At 59.5% G+C, this 16093-nt stretch carries 19 protein-coding genes and 1 pseudogene; 6 read left to right on the forward strand and 14 right to left on the reverse strand.

Going from position 1 to position 16093, the window contains the following annotated elements; translation table 11 throughout:
* Nucleotides 1-130 precede the first annotated feature (130 nt).
* From I2I05_RS05915 to I2I05_RS05940, 6 genes are all read right to left on the reverse strand, one after another.
* Nucleotides 131-421 (reverse strand): hypothetical protein, encoded by a 291-nt coding sequence (locus I2I05_RS05915; RefSeq protein ID WP_196281295.1) that lies wholly within the window; start codon nt 419-421, stop codon nt 131-133.
* Between the two features lie 153 nt (nt 422-574).
* Complete coding sequence (locus tag I2I05_RS05920) at nt 575-1264, reverse strand: OmpH family outer membrane protein (RefSeq protein ID WP_196281296.1); 690 nt, start codon at nt 1262-1264, stop codon at nt 575-577.
* Between the two features lie 108 nt (nt 1265-1372).
* Complete coding sequence (locus tag I2I05_RS05925) at nt 1373-2332, reverse strand: succinylglutamate desuccinylase/aspartoacylase family protein (protein ID WP_196281297.1); 960 nt, start codon at nt 2330-2332, stop codon at nt 1373-1375.
* Nucleotides 2333-2447: 115 nt separating this feature from the next.
* Nucleotides 2448-3398 carry a 30S ribosomal protein S6--L-glutamate ligase gene (rimK, locus tag I2I05_RS05930; RefSeq protein ID WP_196281298.1) on the reverse strand — a complete coding sequence of 317 codons (951 nt, stop codon included), beginning with the start codon at nt 3396-3398 and terminating at the stop codon, nt 2448-2450.
* 177 nt (nt 3399-3575) lie between these two features.
* Nucleotides 3576-4052: an ATP-dependent zinc protease family protein gene (locus I2I05_RS05935; protein ID WP_196281299.1), complete on the reverse strand. Its 477-nt coding sequence runs from the start codon at nt 4050-4052 to the stop codon at nt 3576-3578.
* Nucleotides 4053-4199: 147 nt separating this feature from the next.
* Complete coding sequence (locus tag I2I05_RS05940; protein ID WP_196281300.1) at nt 4200-4508, reverse strand: 2TM domain-containing protein; 309 nt, start codon at nt 4506-4508, stop codon at nt 4200-4202.
* Nucleotides 4509-4695: 187 nt separating this feature from the next.
* Here I2I05_RS05940 and I2I05_RS05945 point away from each other — a divergent pair, with 187 nt between their 5' ends.
* The gene (locus I2I05_RS05945) at nt 4696-5235 is read left to right on the forward strand and encodes an O-acetyl-ADP-ribose deacetylase (protein WP_196281301.1); all 540 of its coding nucleotides are present in this window, start codon (nt 4696-4698) and stop codon (nt 5233-5235) included.
* Nucleotides 5236-5243: 8 nt separating this feature from the next.
* On the opposite strand, the gene I2I05_RS05950 is transcribed toward I2I05_RS05945, so the two are convergent.
* Nucleotides 5244-5888: a hypothetical protein gene (locus I2I05_RS05950; protein ID WP_196281302.1), complete on the reverse strand. Its 645-nt coding sequence runs from the start codon at nt 5886-5888 to the stop codon at nt 5244-5246.
* 96 nt (nt 5889-5984) lie between these two features.
* Entirely contained in the window at nt 5985-6866 is an 882-nt protein-coding gene (locus I2I05_RS05955) for a 4-hydroxy-3-methylbut-2-enyl diphosphate reductase (RefSeq protein WP_196281303.1), read from the reverse strand.
* A gap of 177 nt (nt 6867-7043) precedes the next feature.
* On the opposite strand from I2I05_RS05955, the gene I2I05_RS05960 reads away from it, so the two are divergent.
* Nucleotides 7044-7241: a gliding motility protein GldL gene (locus tag I2I05_RS05960; RefSeq protein ID WP_196281304.1), complete on the forward strand. Its 198-nt coding sequence runs from the start codon at nt 7044-7046 to the stop codon at nt 7239-7241.
* On the opposite strand, the gene cmk is transcribed toward I2I05_RS05960, so the two are convergent.
* From cmk to I2I05_RS05975, 3 genes are all read right to left on the reverse strand, one after another.
* Nucleotides 7238-7936 carry a (d)CMP kinase gene (cmk, locus tag I2I05_RS05965; protein ID WP_196281305.1) on the reverse strand — a complete coding sequence of 233 codons (699 nt, stop codon included), beginning with the start codon at nt 7934-7936 and terminating at the stop codon, nt 7238-7240. The two genes, I2I05_RS05960 and cmk, sit on opposite strands and share 4 nt — an antisense overlap.
* Nucleotides 7937-7967: 31 nt before the next feature.
* On the reverse strand, nt 7968-8372 hold the full coding sequence (locus I2I05_RS05970) for a hypothetical protein (RefSeq protein WP_196281306.1): 405 nt from the start codon (nt 8370-8372) through the stop codon (nt 7968-7970).
* A 185-nt stretch (nt 8373-8557) separates the two neighbouring features.
* Complete coding sequence (locus I2I05_RS05975) at nt 8558-8719, reverse strand: hypothetical protein (protein ID WP_196281307.1); 162 nt, start codon at nt 8717-8719, stop codon at nt 8558-8560.
* 78 nt (nt 8720-8797) lie between these two features.
* Between I2I05_RS05975 and ade the strand changes: the two genes are divergently transcribed.
* Both ade and I2I05_RS05985 read left to right on the forward strand, forming a co-directional pair.
* Entirely contained in the window at nt 8798-10459 is a 1662-nt protein-coding gene (ade, locus tag I2I05_RS05980; protein WP_196281308.1) for an adenine deaminase, read from the forward strand.
* 142 nt (nt 10460-10601) lie between these two features.
* Entirely contained in the window at nt 10602-11144 is a 543-nt protein-coding gene (locus I2I05_RS05985; RefSeq protein WP_196281309.1) for a hypothetical protein, read from the forward strand.
* Nucleotides 11145-11178: 34 nt separating this feature from the next.
* On the opposite strand, the gene I2I05_RS05990 is transcribed toward I2I05_RS05985, so the two are convergent.
* Entirely contained in the window at nt 11179-11568 is a 390-nt protein-coding gene (locus I2I05_RS05990; protein WP_196281310.1) for a response regulator, read from the reverse strand.
* Nucleotides 11569-11652: 84 nt separating this feature from the next.
* Nucleotides 11653-12627, reverse strand: a pseudogene (locus I2I05_RS05995) (PLP-dependent cysteine synthase family protein); the annotation flags it as partial.
* A 335-nt stretch (nt 12628-12962) separates the two neighbouring features.
* Between I2I05_RS05995 and sucD the strand changes: the two are divergent.
* Both sucD and I2I05_RS06005 read left to right on the forward strand, forming a co-directional pair.
* The gene (gene sucD, locus I2I05_RS06000) at nt 12963-13844 is read left to right on the forward strand and encodes a succinate--CoA ligase subunit alpha (RefSeq protein WP_196281312.1); all 882 of its coding nucleotides are present in this window, start codon (nt 12963-12965) and stop codon (nt 13842-13844) included.
* Between the two features lie 107 nt (nt 13845-13951).
* A complete protein-coding gene (locus I2I05_RS06005) occupies nt 13952-15145 on the forward strand; it encodes a hypothetical protein (protein ID WP_196281313.1) in 1194 nt (397 codons plus the stop codon).
* A 56-nt stretch (nt 15146-15201) separates the two neighbouring features.
* On the opposite strand, the gene I2I05_RS06010 is transcribed toward I2I05_RS06005, so the two are convergent.
* Nucleotides 15202-15933 (reverse strand): hypothetical protein, encoded by a 732-nt coding sequence (locus I2I05_RS06010; protein ID WP_196281314.1) that lies wholly within the window; start codon nt 15931-15933, stop codon nt 15202-15204.
* Nucleotides 15934-16093: the final 160 nt, after the last annotated feature.

The following is a 16093-nucleotide window of genomic DNA, read 5'->3' on the forward strand; positions in this document are numbered from 1 at the left end:
TGGCTTTCTGGTTATCTAAAACGGATAAGCAAGCCACTTCTTGCCTGGCTCGTTATGATTTATTGGCCCCGGTAAAAAGGCCTTGCTAAAATTTAGCAAGGCCTTTTTCAAGTTGAAATCCCAAAATAAACTATCGATAACGGCCGTGGTATCCGCGGCCCCGCGACCCGTAGTAATGCCGCGGCGGCGCGTAGTACCTGCGGGGGGCATAATAGGGCGCCGCCACTACCACCGGCCGGGGCGGCGGCACCGCGTACACCACCACCGGGCGCAGCGGGCAGTAGTACCGGGGACCGTAGTACACCCGGGGCGGTGCATAGTAGCCACCCCGCACCACCACCTGGGCCCTGGCCGGGCTACCGACTACCAACTGGCCAGCAAACAACAACGCCAGCAACCACCGAAACGAACGAGCCTTCATAAGCCAAAGCAGATTAGGTAAAACCCTGTTTTTTTTTACCGCCTTTGACCCCAGATGGTTACCAAGGTTTAAGACCCTAACCCGCTAATTAAAAAAAGCGTCCCGCTTTAGCAGGACGCTCTTTTTAGGGAAAAGCTGAATGGGGGCTGCCGGCTACTTGCGGTACTCCGAGTTCAGGTACGCCAGCACGGGCGTGGTGATGTCGAGGTCCTTCTGGCCGTAGGCAATGGTGCCGCTGGGGGCCGCAATCAGAATCAGCTTGTAGCCTTTGGCTTTGCCATAAGCTTCCACTTTCTTGTTCACGCTCTCGAGCACTTTTTGGGTCAGCTTGGCTTCTTCTTCCTGGGCCTGGGCCTGGAGCTGCTGCTGCTTTTGGCCTACTTGCTGCTGCTGCTCCTGAAGCTTCTGCTCGGTAGCGGCGCGCTGCTCGGCCGAGAGCGACGGGGCCTGCTTCTGGTAGGACTCCACGGCCGCTTTGAAGTTGGTCAGCATGGCTTGGTTCTGGCGCTCCCAGCCCCGGGCTTTGCTTTCGAAGGCCTTGCGGGCGTCTTTCATGCCTTGGTAGCCGTCGAGCATCTTGGTTGATTCCACGTAGGCAATTTTGCCTTCGGTGCTGGCGACGGCAGCCGTTGTAGCGGGCGTAGCAGCAGCTGTGCTGGTTTCGGCGGCATCGGCCGTGGCCATGGTGTCGGCGGTGTTCAGGTCGGGCGAAGCCATCACAGCCACCGATTTATCGGTCGCAATGGCCGGGGCCACTGGGCGGTTGCTAAAATGCAGGAAATACAAAACGGCCACCGCCAGTAGCAGCACGATGTTAAAGGTTGTCTGAACGGGGTTTTTCATTGACGAGTGAAGATGAGGAAAGGACAAAAGTAAGAACGGACACCGTGCCACCACCATCGGCCGCCGTTTAGCCCACCGCCGATAACGGCTTTCAGCCTCTCCCCTTTCTTATTCCGGCACTGCAATGTGCAGCAACGCATCGCCCTGATTCACCACGGGCATGTGGTTCAGCCCGATAACGTAGCCGCTCAACGGGGACTCCAGCCGCACCGATTGCTGCCCGTAGGGGTCGGCCACGGAACCATAAATATCCCCCTTCTTCAGAAACTGCCCGTTCTCCACCAAAGCCCGGAATATGCCGGCAAAGCGCGCCCGCAACCACGTATGGCGGCGGCACACAATGCCGGGGCGCGACGGCACCGGCGCCGCCGGGCCCATGCCCATGTGGTGCAGCACCCGCAGCGTGCCGGCCAGCGCCCCCTCGATGCCTTGCTCATCGAGCCGCAGGCTTTCGCCCGTTTCGTACACGATGATGCGCTTGCCCAGCCGATGCGCGGCCTCGCGCAAGGAGCCGGGCCGCAGCGCCGCGTGCAGCGTAAACGGTGCCGCAAAGGCCTCGGCCATGGCATCCACTTCGGGGTCGACGCCCAGCAGGCAACGTACCTGTGGGAAGTTGGCCCGCGCCGCGCCGCCGGTGTGGAAATCGATGCCGTAATCAATCAGGGGCATGATTTCGCGCATGAAGCGGTGCGCCACGCGCCCCGCCAGCGACCCGCGCGGAAACCCCGGAAACGAGCGGTTCACATCCTTACCGTCGGGTACGTCGCGGCTGAAATTCAGGAAGCCGTAGATGTTGAGGATGGGAATGGCGATGATGCTGCCCCGCAGCGGCTGCAACAAATCGCGCCGCACCAGCCGCCGAATGGTTTCGATGCCGTTCACCTCGTCGCCGTGCATGCCGCCCATCAGCAGCAGCGTGGGGCCGGGCTCGGTGGAGCGCATCACGTGCACCGGCACGTCAATCACCGTGCCCGACGGCAGCCGGGAAATCACCAGCCGCGTGAGCACCTGCTCACCGGGCTGAATGGTGAGGCCGTTGAGGTAAAACGGGGGGACAATTTGCGGCATGTGCCGGCACGGTTAAAGAATACAAGCGGGAAAAGAAAGCGGGGAGAATGGCCAAAACGCTAACTCCCGCTTATTGAATCAAGCGAAAATCAGCCGTTCAACACCTTCCCAAAGCTTACTTTTCCGCTGGAACGTCCGACTGCGCGTCTACCCGCTCCGGTTCTTTTTTGGCTTTGGGCTTGCTCTTGCGCTTTGCGGCCAGTTGCGTAGTGTACTCGATAATACGCCCCGCAATGTCCGATTTGGTGGCTTTTTCGATGCCTTCCAGCCCGGGCGAGGAGTTCACTTCCAGCACCAGCGGGCCGCGCTTGCTTTGCAGCATATCGACGCCGGCAATGCCGAGGCCCAGCGCCTTGGTAGCCAGCAGAGCGGCCGCCTTTTCGGCCCGGGATAGTTTGACGAGCGTGCCGCTGCCGCCGCGGTGTAGGTTGGAGCGAAACTCGCCTTCCTTGCCCTGGCGCTTCATGGCGCCCACCACTTCGCCGTCGACCACGAAGGCGCGCAGGTCGGCGCCCTTGCTTTCGGCAATAAACTCCTGCACAATGATGCGGGCCTTGAGGTTGTGGAACGCCTCAATTACCGACTGGGCGGCCTTGGCCGACTCGGCCAGCACCACGCCCAGGCCCTGCGTGCCTTCCAAGAGCTTGATGATGACCGGCGCGCCGCCCACCTGGTTTATCATGGCGGGCACGTCTTCGGAGTAGTTGGTGAAGGCGGTTTTGGGCATGCCCACGCCGGCGCGGCTCAAAATCTGCATCGAGCGGAGCTTGTCGCGCGAGCGCACAATGGCCTGGCTGTCGACGGCGGTGCGCACTTTCATCATCTCAAACTGCCGCACCACGGCCGTGCCGTAGAACGTGACCGAGGCCCCAATGCGGGGAATGATGGCGTCGAAGCCTTCCAGCCGCGCGCCTTGGTAGATAATGCCGGGGTGGCCTTTCTCCAGCACCAGGTTGCACTGCAGGTGGTCGACGACCACGGCTTCGTGGCCCTGCGCGAGGGCAGCTTCCACCAGCCGCTGGGTGGAATACGATTTCGGCTCACGCGAGAGGATGGCCAGTTTCATCGGAGGGAAGGAGGTAAATATGCGGGTGGCCAATGGCCGGGTGCGAGTGTACGGGGGAGCGCGGCGAAAAGCTGAAGCAACGGGTAATTAAGCAAAATCCAGGGAAGTCGGCCGGAGTAGTCCCCCAAATCCGTCGTGCCCGCGCCGGCCCACTGCCTCTTCCAGACCCAAAAATACTCACCGCTGCGCCCGGCGGGCGGCGGCGCGGGCCAAGGATTTGTAGGAAAGGTTGCGTTTTGAAACGTCTACCACGAAGCGCCCCTGGCGCAACAGGCTGCGGCCCAGCAACACAGGGTACTTCATGTCGGACCGGTCGGAAAGGGAAAAATCGGTTTCAAAATCTTGCCCGTACAACTGCACCACCGCCCGGATGACGTAGCGCTCCTGCACTTCGCCGTTCGACGAGCGGATGTCGCGCAGGGCAAACTCGGAAAAGGTCAGCAGCCGGCCGTCGGTGCCTTCGTGCCCGGGGTCGAGCAGGTGCACCACCAGTTGGGGCCGTTGCTGGGCATCGGTTTCGATGTGGATATTGGAGCAGTGCAGGGCGCTGGTGTAGGCCCCGGTATCAACCTTCGCCTCAATGCCGCCCAGTTCAAAAGCCGGAAAGTCCACAAGCTCGCGGCGGCCCAGCAGGCGTTTAATAGGACGGTTCATGGCGGTGAAGATAGGGAGGCCTGCGGCGTTCAAGCCGGACCACAACGGCTGCGCTTGGTTGCTCAATGTGGCAAGCAATTTCGCAACGCTCGGCCACAGCGTTAGCTATAAAGCACACTTGCTCAAACTGGCATTGCCGAGCTACGGTTACGACTTGCGAGAAAAATCACCCTGCTTGTGTTGGCGCAACAACCGCTCGTACTCGTGCTGCGTGCGCTGCTCATAATTGAAGTTGCCGTAGGCGGCTACCCCGCGAATCACCAGGCCCACTCCCCAAAAGAATGAAACCCACGCGGGCCAGGGTAGAAACTCGTGGCTGCGCGACGTTAGCGCCCACAGCACCCATAGGCCGGCATTCACCAGCACGTATACGCCCAATTCGGTGCGAAACTTGGCGCGGGACTTTGCTTTGCGCCATAAGTAGGGATTGCGGGCGGGGTGGTGAGAAGTTTCCATCGGGGTGAAGATTAGGAAGTGATTGGAGTCGATGGTCAAAACTAGCCGCTCCCCCCGGGGGCCCGCAATTCGGTGTTGCCGAAGCGTCGGTTGGCTTGCCCCAAGCATCAAATGCTGCGGCTGAAGCGTAAGTCCTGGCAGCAATTTTTCACTACCGCCCCGAGAAACATTCCTCAATTTCCCCGTCATGAATTCACCTAACGCGACTCCCCGCATTCAAATCGTTCAAGGCGACATCACCAAGCAACAGGCCGCTGCCATCGTCAACGCCGCCAATTCCAGCCTGCTCGGGGGCGGCGGGGTCGACGGGGCCATTCACCGTGCGGGAGGCCCGCAGATTCTGGAAGAATGCCGCGCCATCCGGGCCCGCCAGGGCGGCTGCAAAACGGGCGAAGCCGTTATCACCACCGGGGGCCGCTTGCCGGCTACGCACGTCATTCATACCGTGGGCCCGGTGTGGAACGGCGGCCACCGGGGCGAGCCGGAGCTGTTGGCCAGCTGCTACCGCAACAGCCTGCGCCTCGCCGCCGAGCACCAGCTGGCCAGCGTGGCCTTTCCCGGCATCAGCACCGGCATTTACGGTTACCCCAAAAAGGAAGCGGCTGCTATTGCTGTGCGCGAGGTGCAGCAGTGGCTGGCCAGCCACGAGTTTCCTGGCACCGTAGTCTTCGTGGCCTTTGATGAGGAGAACCGGCGGCTGTACGAGCAGGAAGTGGGCGCGGCCTAACCGCGCGGCTATTTAGGGGGAATCAGCCCCGAAGGCGCCGGCGTTTGGTGCTCATTGTACATCCGCACCAAGGCGCGCATGTCGCGGTAACCCAAAGTCTTGGCTGCTAAGGCCGCCACCACCACTGGGTCGTCTTGAAAGAAGGCCGACAGCTGCTCCACGAACCCGCCTCGGGATACTTCAACTAGCTCCCCTTGCCGCCGCAGGTACCAGTGCCGCTTCGGATACACAATGTAGGTGGTCTGGATGGGGGAAGACCCGGCCGGGATGTGCTTGGTTTGTGTATAATTGAATAACTCGACCGGGCCTTCTTCCACGCGGGCACCCAGCACGTGCTGGCGCTTGCCCTTGAGCACCATGTGCTCAAGGTATAGCCCTGTGGTCTTACAAGTAATGGCCTGGACCTTGTCTACGCTGATGAAAAGCGGTTGGGCTCCAAAATTGGTTATGTCTTCCTCCCGCTTGTAATAGGGCAGCAAATTGCCAAATCCCAGCCCGCTGAGTGGGATGTAAATCGTATGGGTCTTTCCTTCCGGAGTCAGCACCACCGCCTCTCCAAAACCGAACGTTTGGTTGAATGTCAGGTTTTCATCCGTGGCCTCGGCACCTGGCCCTGCGCTTCTACCAGCGTCTTGGGCAAGCGTTGGCTGCATGCTGGCGCACACAAGCGCCAGCACAAACGCGACGCGTACTCGTGAAAAACCACCCATGGAAATCCTCAAATCAAACGAATAATTTGACCACCAGCGCTACGCCAACGCGCTCACGCCCTCAATGCGCTCGGCTACCTGCTGCATCAGCCACAGCGGCGTGCTGGTGGCCCCGCAAATGCCCACGGTTTGCGCCCCAATCAGCCATTCTTCGTTCACCTCCGTTTCGTTTTCGATGAAGTAGCTGCGCGGATTGACGGCGTTTACCACCGAAAACAGGGCTTTGCCATTGGAGCTTTTGCGGCCGCTCACGAACAGCACCACGTCGTACTCCACGGCAAACTTGGCCAGGGCCGGCTCGCGGTTGCTCACCTGCCGGCAGATGCTGTCGTTGGCGTCGAAGCTATCCAGCTCACCGCCCGCGGCCGCGATGCGGTCCTGCATCAAGGCCTTCATTTTGTAGAAGCCGGCGGTGCTTTTGGTGGTTTGGCTGAAGAGGGTGACGGGCCGGGCGAAGTCAATCTGGTCGAGGTCGGCTTCGTTCATCACGATGATGGCGCGGTTGCCGGTCTGGCCCGTGAGGCCGGCTACTTCGGCGTGGCCGGGCTGACCGTAAATCACAATCTGGCCGTCCTGGCGCTGGCTCAGGTCAAAGGCGTGCTTCACCCGGTTTTGCAGCTTGAGCACCACCGGGCAGCTGGCGTCAATCAGCTCCAGGTTGTTTTGCAGGGCCAGCTGATAGGTTTCTGGCGGCTCGCCGTGCGCCCGGATGAGGACTTTGGTGTCGTGCAACTCGGCTAGCTGCTCGCGGTCGATGATGCGCAGGCCCTGCTGGTGCAGGCGCTCCACCTCCATGCGGTTGTGCACGATATCGCCCAGGCAGTAGAGCTGCTGGCCCTGCGCCAATTCGTCTTCGGCCATCTGAATGGCGAATTCTACGCCGAAGCAGTAGCCGGAATTTTTATCTATCGTGACGTTCATGCTGGAAGTTTAACACCGCGCGGCACCGTGGAGTTTGCCGGGGCAAAGGTACGGCCTAGGCCGCCGCACGCTTAGCAAAATTCCGCCCAACTTCTTGGCGCTTCCCTCCTTCGCTTTCTACCACAAGGAGTAGCTTCTCATTCAGCGCGTCCATATTTGTCGTTCATTCCAGCAGTTATGAAAGCCAAACACGCGCTTATTCTTTACGCCCTTGGGCTCTGCGGCGATGCCATCGGCACCTTGTTCATTATTGAGCACTGGGTTGGGGGCCGTGAAATTTCACTGGTTGCCTCCCTGATTAAATTATGCGGCATTCTCCTGCTTCTAGCCAAGTTGCTGGCGCACCCGAGAGTGAAGCAATTCCTGAATTCCTAGTTCTTATGGACTTCGGGCGCAAATAGTGCGGCCGACACCCGCTCCAGCACAAAATCCACCTGCTCCTCAATCACTAGGTGCGTGGTATCGAGTAGCACGGCGTCGGCGGCGCGGCGCAGGGGGCTTTCGGTGCGGGTCGAGTCGAGGTGGTCGCGCTTGCGCAGGTTCTCGATGATGTCGTCGAGGGCCACTTGCTCGCCATTCAGGGCCAGCTCTTCCTGGCGGCGCTGGGCGCGCACCACCACCTCGGCCGTCATAAAGACTTTCACTTCGGCGTCGGGAAACACGGTAGTGCCGATGTCGCGGCCGTCCATCACCACGCCGCGCTTGCGGCCCATGCGCTGCTGCTGGGCCACCATGGCGTGCCGCACCATCGGAATGACCGACACTTCGCTCACCGAGTTGGAAATCACCATTTGGCGGATATCGTCCTCGCGGTTCACGCCGTCGAGGAACACCTCGTTGCGGCCCGTGCGGCGGTTACGGCGAAAGCTGATTTGTAGGGTGTGAAGCGCCTGCTCCACCCGGGCCAAATCATCAAATGGAATGTGGTGCTCCAGCAGATACAGCGTCACGGCGCGATACATGGCACCGGTGTCTACGTAGGCGTAGTGCAGGGCGGCGGCTACGGCCTTCGCAGTCGTGCTTTTCCCGCACGAGGAGTAACCATCAATGGCGATAACGAGTTGTTTCATAACGACGCGGGCGGCCATTGGCCCCGCAAGATTACGAAATCCATGCCTTACGAGCGGCGGGTGGGGTCTTCAAGCGGCCAGGTACCGAGGCAAAAAAAGCCGCTACCGACGCGCTTTCTCCCTCATTCAGTTGCGCATCGACTAAATAAAAGGGATTAAAAAAAAATCTTCCGCCCAGCCCAACCCCGGTGGTGCCGTCGCGGCCGGTGCCCCATTCGCCCCGGTACACTTGCACCAGGCAATGCCCCAGGAAGCACCCCAACGCCATCACCACGCCGGGCCGGTCGGCCGGGCTCAGCTGCCCGCGCTGGGCCCGAATGAAGTTGGCCAGGTGCGCCACTCCTTCCGCGTCAAAGGCTTTCAAGTTTAACTGCGCACGCACCTGCTCGGCAGCCGCTTGGATGGAATCGAGGGGAGTGGGCGTTGCTTCGGCCATAGTAGTCAGGGCAATTATCGGCGGGGGTTGCGGTTGCGGTTGCAGCTGCCACCTCCGCATACGCGTTGAGTAAACTTGCTTGGAATTTCACGTTGAGGGTGCAGAGTTGGCCGTTTGCTGCCAAACTACCCACGGGCAAGGCCTACTCCACCGTTTGAGGCGCAGCACCCTGCCCCTTTGCAGCGCTATCGGTCGCAGGGGCAGGGCTCGGCTTTGCCGCGGCCGTGCTTTTTGTACCAGCTGGTTTTTTTTTGTTGGGTGGTGCGGCGGGCGCAGCTGCTCAGGGTGCTGGCACCGAAGCTCAGCAGCAGCACGAGTACAAGCAGAAACAACGGGGATTTCCTCATGGCAGGTAATTTACTCAAAGTTAAGGTTCTTTGCCGGCTGAACCGCTCGGCTTTGCCCCACGATTTTCCGCTTTCCGCATGATTTCCGCTGATTTTTCCCTCACCGCCAACGTCGTCGACGTCTTTGCCCGTTCCATTCAGCCCGCCACCATCACGGTAGCGGGCGGGCGCATTGCCAGCATCACGCCCACCGGCGCCTCCGCGCCCGATGCCGCCCTGCCCTACGCCCTGCCGGGCTTTGTGGATGCCCACGTGCACGTAGAAAGCTCTTTGCTGGTGCCCACCGAATTTGCCCGCATGGCCGTGCCGCACGGCACCGTAGCCACCGTATCGGACCCCCACGAAATCGGGAATGTGCTGGGCGTGGCCGGCGTCGAATTCATGCTGGAAAATGCCAGCCACTCCCCTTTCAAGTTCTGTTTTGGGGCGCCCAGCTGCGTGCCTGCTACCCCGTTTGAAACCGCCGGGGCCGAAATCACGGCTGCTGACATTGCGAAGCTGTTCGAAAACCCCAAAATCGGCTACCTGGCCGAGATGATGAACTGGCCCGGCGTGCTGCACCGCGACGCCGACGTGATGGCCAAAATTGCCATTGCCCAAGCCGCCGGCCGCCCCATAGACGGGCACGCCCCCGGCCTGCGCGCCCACGACGCGGCCCATTACGCCAGCGCAGGCATCAGCACCGACCACGAATGCTTTATGGCGGCCGAAGCCCGCGACAAGCTGGCCGTGGGCATGAAAATCCTCATCCGCGAAGGGTCGGCGGCCCGCAACTTCGACGCCCTCATCGAGCTGCTGCCCGAGCACTACGCCAACCTGATGTTCTGCTCCGACGACAAGCACCCCGACACGCTGGTGCTCGGCCACATCAACCAGCTAGTGCAGCGCGCCGTAGCCTTGGGCAATGACGTTTTTCACGTGCTGCGCGTGGCCTGCATCAACCCGGTGAAGCACTACAACCTGCCCGTGGGCCTGCTGGAAGCTGGCGACCCAGCCGACTTTATCACCGTCGACAATCTGCAGGATTTCAATGTGTTCCAGACCTACCTAAACGGCGTGCTGGTGGCCGAAAACGGGCAGTCGCTTCTGCCGGCCGCGCCAATTGCGGCGGTCAATAACTTCCACGCCTTGCCGGTGAAGCCCGAGGACTTTCAACTCCCTGCGCCCCGAACCGAGAAGCCAATGCTGCGCGTCATCGAGTGCTTCGATGGCCAGCTCATTACGGCACGGGTAGACCTGCCCGCGCACGTAGACCACGGCCTAGTGGTGCCGGACCTGCGGGGCGACGTGCTCAAACTGGCCGTTATCAACCGCTACCAACCGCAGGTGGCGCCCGCCCTGGCGTTCATCCGGGGTTTTGGGTTGAAGCACGGGGCGCTGGCCAGCAGCGTCGGCCACGATTCGCACAACATCACCGCCGTGGGCTGCGACGATGCCAGCCTGGCGCGAGCCGTCAACCTCGTTATTGCGGCCAAAGGCGGCTTGGCCGCTGTAGGCGCCGATGGCCAGGAAATTCTGGTGCCGCTGCCCGTGGCTGGCCTCATGTCGGACCAGGAAGGCCCCGCCGTGGCCAGGGCCTACGCCGCCGTCGATGACTTAGCCAAGCAGTTGGGCTCGCCGCTAGGCGCGCCGTTCATGATGCTCTCCTTTATGGCACTGCTCGTGATTCCCAGCCTGAAGCTAAGCGACAAAGGCCTGTTCGACGGGCAGCAGTTTGCCTTTGTAGAGGCCGTAAAATAAGCAGATTCCGCGGATTTGTGCCGTTCCAGGCAATTTTCGGTGCGGCAATGACGTAGTAGGAAGCACCGCCGTAAAGGGCAGCATTGCCCACGGCCTGACTTTGCCCCGACTAGTTATTATGTTTTTGTTATTTCCCTTCCAGTTGTTGCGTTCTGTTTCCTTTCGGCTGAAACCCTCGTCGATTCTATTGGCGGCCGGGCTGGGCGCGGGCCTCGCGCAGCCGGCCCTGGCGCAGAAATACCGCACGGCGGCGGGCGTTCGGGGCGGCGGGGGCAGCTACGGCCTCACCGTTCAGCAGCTGGTATTGCCCAGCACCACGCTGGAGGGCCTGGCGCTGCTTTCGGCCCGCGAGCGCAGCGCCACGGTACTGGCCGAGCGCCACTTCGGCATCCTCGGCCCCAGCCTGAACTACTATTTCGGGGCCGGGGCGCACGTGGGCACGCACAAAGACGATGGCAACTTCTGGGGCTTCGACGGCATTGTGGGGGCCGAATATAAAATCCCTTTTGCCCGCGTCGTGCTTTCGGTTGATTTTAAGCCCACGGTTGAGTTTAATTCGGCTGACTGGACCCGTTTTCCCACGGCTTTTTCGGTGCGCTATATCATCTTGAAGCAGAAGAACGACGGTATTCAGGGACTTTTCGAGAAGATTAAGACCAAAATAAAAGGCCCCGACTCGGATTGAGTCGGGGCCTTTTATTTTAAAGGGTTGAAGCTTACTAAAACCGCTTTTCGAGCAGCTTTCGCATCTTTTCTTCGGTGAGCGGCTTGGTGAGGTATTCTACGTTGGGGTATTTGGCCACGCGGGCCGTGTCGGCGCCGTGCATGGAGGTGGTGAGCACGGCCATCACTGTTTTGTCCTGCACCGGCTGGGGCAGGGCGTTGTACAGCTCCAGGAATTCGAAACCGGAAATGCCGGGCATTTTTAGGTCTACAAACACGAGGTCGGGCGCCTGCCCGTCCCCGTTGGAGTCGCCCCAGAGCTTTTCAAACGCTTCGTCGGCGCGCGAAAAGGTGCTGACCTGTTCGGCTACCGCCAAACGCCCCAACAGCCGATTGTTAAGAAAGCTGGTGGTTTCGTTATCGTCAACCAGTACAATATGATTCAAATTCGCAGACATGTATAACGTTTGATTTCTAGCTTTCACGAAGATACCAGCCCCGAGGCATTCCCACAATAGTCAAGCCACTTACAGCCAGCCCTGGGCGCGCATCCACTCGTCGTTGTAGATTTTTCCGAGGTAACGGGTGCCGTGGTCGGGCAATACGATGACCATGGTGTCCTCCTCTTTCAGGTGCTCACGGGCGTATTCCAGTGCCCCAAAAACGGCCGAGCCGCACGACCAGCCCACAAACAGGCCTTCTTCTTTGGCCAAGCGGCGCGTCATCACGGCGGCATCCTGGTCGGTCACTTTAATAAATAGGTCAATCAGGTCAAAATCAACGTTTTTGGGCAAAATGTCTTCGCCAATGCCCTCGGTTTTGTAGGGGTAAATTTCGTTTTCATCGAACACCCCGGTCTCCTTGTATTTTTTGAATACGGAGCCGTAAGTGTCCAGGCCAATGGAAACCACGCCCGGGTTTTGCTCCTTCAGGTACTTGGCCGTGCCACAGATGGTGCCGCCGGTGCCCACGCCGCAAGCGAAATGCGTGATTTTGCCTTCGGTCTGTTCCCACAACTCGGGGCCGGTGCTGTCGTAGTGTGCGGCGGCGTTTGAGAGGTTGTCGTACTGGTTGGGATAAAAGGAATTGGGCGTTTCCTGGCTCAGGCGGCGGGCTACCGAGTAGTAGCTGCGCGGGTCTTCGGGGGCCACGTCCACGGGGCACACCACCACTTCGGCGCCCACGGCCCGCAAAATGTCCTGCTTTTCCTTGCTCTGCTTGTCGCTCATCACAAACACCGTTTTGTAGCCTTTGGCGATGGCGGCCAGGGCCAGGCCCATGCCGGTGTTGCCGCTGGTGCCTTCGATGATGGTGCCGCCGGGCTGGAGCAAGCCGGCTTTTTCGGCGTCCTCAATCATGCGAATGGCCATGCGGTCCTTCACCGAATTGCCGGGGTTGAAATACTCCACTTTGGCCAGAATGGTGCCTTTGATGCCGTCGGTTACTTTATTGAGCTTGACGAGTGGGGTATGGCCAACGGCCTCGATAACGTGGTTGAAATACATGGAAAAAAGTTGGGTGGGGCTAGCTATTATTTGGCGACAAAGGTACGAATTATGGCGGGGAGGCGGGGTTGAACGGGACGGAATCACCAGCCAGCACGTCGGCTGAAGCAGAGCCGGAGCCGCACTACCGCTTCGTGGCGGCGCTATTGCTTACCCTTGAGGTTGACAACCTTGGTTGGTGCTCAGCCAGACCGTTCTGATTAGGCCAGGCATGAGGTTCAACTGTTTGCCTGGCCACCACCTTGCCCTAGCCTTAAAAAGCTCTACTTTTGCACCACCGTTGCCCGGCAGGGCTCCCCTCGTCTATCCATTAATATTCCCAAAAACACCTCCGAATGAGCGTTCTGGTTAATAAAAACTCCAAGGTTATCGTGCAGGGCTTTACGGGCTCCGAAGGTTCGTTCCACGCCCAGCAAATGATGGAATACGGCACCAACGTGGTGGGCGGCGTAACGCCCGGCAAAGGCGGCTCCGAGCACCTGGGCCGTCCCGTATTCAACACCGTGGCCGAAGCCGTGGAGAAAGCCGGCGCTGATACCAGCATCATTTTTGTGCCCCCGGCCTTCGCCGCCGACGCCATCATGGAAGCGGCCGATGCTGGCATCAAGGTGATTATCACCATCACCGAAGGCATTCCGACCAAGGACATGATTGCCGTGAAGCACTACCTGAAAGACCGTCCGGAAGTGACCATGATTGGGCCAAACTGCCCCGGCGTGATGACCGCCGGCGAGTGCAAAGTGGGCATCATGCCCGGCTTTATCTTCACCAAAGGCAAAATCGGCATCGTTTCCAAGTCGGGTACCCTGACCTACGAAGCCGTTGACCAACTCACCAAAGCCGGCCTGGGCCAAACCACGGCCATCGGCATCGGCGGCGACCCCATCATCGGCACCACCACCAAGCAGGCGGTGGAATTGCTGATGAACGACCCCGAGACGGAAGGCATCGTGATGATTGGCGAAATCGGCGGCGGCATGGAAGCCGAAGCCGCCCGTTGGATTAAAGAAACCGGCAACAAAAAGCCCGTGGTAGGCTTCATCGCCGGCCAGACGGCGCCTCCCGGCCGCCGCATGGGCCACGCCGGTGCCATCGTAGGCGGTGCCGACGACACGGCTGCTGCTAAAATGGCCATCATGCGCGAGTGCGGCATCCACGTGGTGGATTCGCCCGCCGAGATTGGCGACACCATGCTGCGCGTGTTGGGCGGCAAGTAGTATTATCCCATATTGATATTGTGGAAAACGCTTCGGTATTTTACCGGAGCGTTTTTTTATTGCCTATTATTTTTACTCGCCCGCTCACCTTTTCTACCCAATTCCCTATGCGCAAACTTGGTTATTACCTCCTCATGGGCGTATTGCTCGCCGGCTCGGCCTGCCGCAAAGAAGTGGAAAAGCTGGTGGTGCAGGAAGTAGATAAGCAGTACAGTTGGGCCGAGGTAAAGCACCTCATTAACTACCAGCGCAACGTTGTGCGGGTGACGACGGGGACGAACACGCTCAACCTGCAGCAAATTGGCAGGTTTGAGGTACTCTCGCCCATTCCTGGTTCTGCAGAGAAGGCTGCCAATGGCTATTACACGGGCTTCGGCTTCAGGTCCTTGTCCCGTACCTGGACATTCGACCCGCTGCCTTGGGACGTGCGCAACGCCGTTCCAATGAACGCGAACTTTTACGCCAATCCGAATGGCTACAGCGACGTCGTTTCTGACACGGTATTAACCATTTACCCAACAAAGTTTCTTGACCGGGGCACGCGGCTACGCCTGCGCAAACTCGACCCCACTGCCACGCGTTTTGAGAATTCCTTGATTGGTTCGCGGTTTCCTTTTGGGGCCATCAACCGCAACGACTACCTGCTGTGCGGCTACCGCACCACCAACCTCCCCGAATTTGCCTTCCACTTGGTTTTGAGCAAGCTCGTTAATACGGCCAGCACGGCGTCACCCGTTGCTGGCACTACGCAGATAAGCTCGCGGCTCATTCGCATACCCACCCAAGGCCAGAGTCAGCTCAGCTCAAAAGCCTTCTGGGCCATCGACGACTATCTCCTGGTGTGGTGCGAGAACTATGGCTTGTTCAAAATCGACCAAAATGGCTCGTTCCAGCAGGTAAACGGCACGTTTGCCCAAGCCACCGGCCCGGTAGGCCCCACGGCCATTTTCAAATGGAAAGGCGTCGTTTATGCCATGCAAGGCAGCGGCACTGTCTGGACTTCGGCCAATGACTGCGCCAGCTGGCAGCGCATGGATGGCTTTAATTCCGGGCTTAACCTATCAACTTTTTACCCGGTGGGTGACAGCTTGGTGGGCATCACACATGGCGTCATCAATAACAGCATTTATACCGTGCGGTGGCGGAACGCCACCACGATGCAGCTACGCGAGTTGAAGACCGATGGCCTCGGGTACGCTGATTTTTCTGACCTCGCGCAACTCGGCGACACCGTGTATCTGGGCACTACGAATGGGCTGTTTAAGCGCCCGCTCAAGAACTTTTTCGAAAGCAAGCCCTAAGCACAAAAAAAGACCCAGCTGAGTTGGCTGGGTCTTTTTTGTGCTTCTAGGTTCTCCTACTGAGTCAGAAAACCTTCGCCGATGTTCACGATGATACCGACTTGAAACACCGAATTAGCGGCCTTCAGGTATTTATTATTGCGAAAGCCAAAAATCTGGCCGCTTAGGAACTGTAGCTGCACGGGCCCGGCAATTTGGGTGCGGGTAAAGGTGATGGGCTCGAAGAAGAGGTTGTTTTCGCCGGGTGCGACTTCGCCGTTGATGCGGAAATTGTTGAGCTGCATGTAGCTCATGCGCAAGGCCGCGCCATAGGTGAGCGGAAAATCGTGGCTGAACAAGCGGAGGTTGTCGCGCTTCTTGCGGGCGTAGTTTACCTGCGCGAAGACCTTGGAGAGGCTGCCGTCGAGCGTGCGGGTGGTTATCTTTTCGGCATTGCGCTCGATGCGCTCGGTGGCGCCACCGCCGGCCCCCACGTACACTTCCAGCACGCGCTTGTCGGATAAGCGGGTAAAATAGCCGACACTAAGCTCGCCAAAATCCAGGTTTTCGGTCTTGCGCGACTTGCTGCGGTGCAGCGATGAAAACGTGCCCGCTACGCCCAAGTGGTTGGTGATGGCATAAGCGCCTTGAAGGGCAAAATTATTCTGAAGATTAGTGCTCACCGACCCGTAGGCTTCTCCTTGGTGCGTGAGCAGCGGCGCGTGGGGCGGCGGCGGGAAATACAACGAGGCGCAACTGGAAAGGCCGGTTAAGACTGGAATATAGGCAAGGCGCAACAGGTGCTTCATGAGGAAGGGAAAGCAGGAAGAAGGCAAAACAACGCCTGGTACGGCAATTTCGTCTTTTCGCTGGACTTTCCAGCTTATTTCCGGCGAAGCTCGCCCGCTGGCCGCCGGCAACCACAACAGGCGGCGACGGTTGGCTAGTGGCTGGAACGCAACCAAGAAT

Origin of the sequence: Hymenobacter jeongseonensis, from assembly GCF_015694725.1 — a bacterium.
Classification (GTDB): Bacteria; Bacteroidota; Bacteroidia; order Cytophagales; family Hymenobacteraceae; genus Hymenobacter; species Hymenobacter jeongseonensis.